This window comes from Intestinibacter sp., assembly GCF_051866655.1.
Lineage (GTDB): Bacteria > Bacillota > Clostridia > Peptostreptococcales > Peptostreptococcaceae > Intestinibacter.
Genome location: NZ_JBJDXL010000433.1, coordinates 1 through 2803, shown reverse-complemented (window position 1 = coordinate 2803; position 2803 = coordinate 1). Strand labels below are relative to the sequence as shown.

The 2803-nt window shown below is 28.3% G+C and carries 3 protein-coding genes; all 3 read right to left on the bottom strand.

Annotated elements, in window-relative coordinates; genetic code table 11:
- Positions 1 to 126 (bottom strand): PTS sugar transporter subunit IIB (locus ACI3VO_RS13075; RefSeq protein ID WP_439758341.1); only part of this gene is annotated, 126 nt, incomplete at its 3' end.
- Between the two features lie 36 nt (positions 127 to 162).
- Positions 163 to 597, bottom strand: a complete 435-nt coding sequence (locus tag ACI3VO_RS13070) for a PTS sugar transporter subunit IIA (RefSeq protein ID WP_439758340.1) — start codon at positions 595 to 597, stop codon at positions 163 to 165.
- Between the two features lie 31 nt (positions 598 to 628).
- Positions 629 to 2587: a BglG family transcription antiterminator gene (locus ACI3VO_RS13065; RefSeq protein WP_439758339.1), complete on the bottom strand. Its 1959-nt coding sequence runs from the start codon at positions 2585 to 2587 to the stop codon at positions 629 to 631.
- Positions 2588 to 2803: the final 216 nt, after the last annotated feature.

The window sequence follows — 2803 nt, the reverse complement described above, 5'->3', positions numbered from 1 at the left end:
ACTTGAGATATCAGTGTGATCTAACTTAGCTTCTACACCTAATTCCTTTAAAACTGCTTCTACACTCATTTGACAAGCAAAGCTGCTTCCTAAACCTGCTCCACATACTGCTAATATTTTTAACATAACTACTCCTCCTTAATATTTAATATCTTTATATTTTTATTTATTAATTAATTTTATTAATTCGTCATATGTATCGACTTCTGCTATTTCATCGATCATGCCTTCATTTATAAATTCCATTATCATTCTTAGAACATCTAAATGACTTGCATTATCTACTGCTGAAAAGCATATTAGTACTTTTACTGCACTTTCATCGCCTTCGAAATGTACAGGCTCTTTTAATGTAATTAAACTACATCCTATCTTTAGTGCTCCTTTTTCTGGTCTTGTGTGAGGAATTGCTATTCCATCTGCTATTACAATGTATGGTCCAAATTCCTTGACTGAACTTATTATTGCATCTACATATGATTCTTTAGCGCATCCTTGTTCGACTAGCATGCCTGCACCTGCTCTTACAGCTTCCTCCCAGGTACTAGCTTCGACTTTTAACTTAACATTTTTTTCTGTTAATATTAATTTATCCAAAATTGATCCCCTCCTTTTTGGCGTATTTTATTTATTGTTGAGTTTTATTCAATTCTGATATGAATTCCTCATAATTTCTATTTTTTATTAATTTCATAACACCTTGCTGAGCTATCAAGTAGTTGTATAGCTTTTTAAATACAACCTCCCAAATATCGTATTTGCTCTTTGGAATGCTGAATAATAAAACTACCTGTACTTTTTCTTCATCCCATAAAATAGGCTTCTTTAAAATCATTATAGATACGGCTGCTTCCTTCATATTGTGTGCTAATGCATGCGGAATAGCTACTAATCCACCTAATTCAGTTGTCGCCATTTCTTCTCTTTTGAATATTGACTCTTTTACTTCTTCAGATATATAGCCGTTTTGTAGCATTTTATCTGTCATGAATTCTAATACAGAATTTTTATCTTTAAAATCCACGTTGCTGAAAAACAACTCAGGCTTAAATATTTCCTTATAATCAATTCCATTAGAATCTTTTTCTGTGTCGTCAATCATTTTTTCTAGTTGATCAATATCTTTTTCCTCTAAAAATAATTTAATCTTTTTAATTTTAGGACTAGAGAAGTTTTCTAGTTCAACTGTAGTAAGCAATAAATCAACACTATCTATAAGCTCTTGGCTTACATCGTTCATTGAACATGTTTTTACGACTTCTACCTTATTATTTAGATTGTTTTGTATCTTTTCCTTTAGAAGCATCGCTGTTGCAACACCTGCAATACATACTATAGCAACCTTTTTTCTCTTTCGATTTTTATTTAAACCTTTTCTCTCTAGTGAAGCCCCAAAGTGCATCGCTAAAAATCCTATTTCACTTTCCTTTGCCTTTAGGTTAAATTTCTTTTCAATTATTTCACCTGCTATAACAGCTAGTTCAAAAGCCAGTGGATAAGAATTTTTTATAGAATCTAAAAACTCATTTCTTATATTCATATCAAATCTAAGTCTTTGAAGTGCTGAATTTAAATGCATAGCCAATCCATTTATTAATTGCTTATCATCTGATAGGTCTATTTTTGTTTTTTCCTTAATAGCTGCTAATATATGTTCAATCTCTGGCTTGTATGTATATTCGCCATTGATATCGTCAATTAAAAATCTTTGGCTGGAAATTAAATGCTGTGTTAAATAGTAGACTTCATCACCTAGATCAATATTCAGTTTTTCTTTAAGCTGTAAAATTACCTCCTGAGCACATCTAAATTCATCAGTTAAAGTAAATGCTCTAATCTCTTCTATTGGATATTTGACAACTTTTTTAAATTTAAATCTTTCTAACATTATCAAAGTATGGTTTACTAGGTTGTTAAAGGATATATCAGTTAATTTCAAATTGTATTTTTTAATATTTTCAAGTAGTATTTCTTTTACTATTTTTATTTCATTTGCTGAAAAAATATTTTCAAAGAACTGCTTTCTTTCTTTTTTAGTTTTTGTTTTGTCATTGAAAATATAATCTGAAATACAATATCTTATTTTAGCTTCTTCGCCAATAATTCTGACTCCATACGTTTTAGTTATACTTACCTTTAAATCGTATTTTTTTAATACTTTATCTACTGATCTTAAGTCTTTTTTCAAAGTTGAATTACTTATAAATAATTCTTCCTCTAAATCAAATAAATCAAATTTTTCTTCTTTATTTAGAGCTCTCAGCAATAATTTGTTAATTATATATAATTCTCTATCTTTAGGTTCAGAAGGAATAATATTCTGAGATTCTACTTTTGATTCTGAAGCTTCTAATGATTTCAAAAATTCTTCATATCTAGCGTCATCATTGATTTTTAAAAAATACCCTTGGCCTACTTCTGATTCAATTTCAGCTCCCGCATCCTTTAAAATAGAGTTAAGCTCTTTGATATCATTTCTAATAGTTCTGCTAGATACTCCTGTAGATAAAGCAAGACTATCACCTTTTATCTTTTCTTGACTTTGCCTTAAAATATTTAATATTTGCTTTAATCTCTTATTTATCATTTTTCCTCTCCCCTTATTATAATTTTATTATATATAATTTTTAATTTCATATATAGTCATTTAATTTCCTCTTTACTACGGAAATTTTTTGTTAAAACTTATATAAAATTTACTGAAGAAGATATCGTTTATACGATTTTTTTATTTATTTGCTTTTCTTATTTTAAATTATATATAATTTGTATTTATAGATATAGTCATTTAATTTCCTCTTCA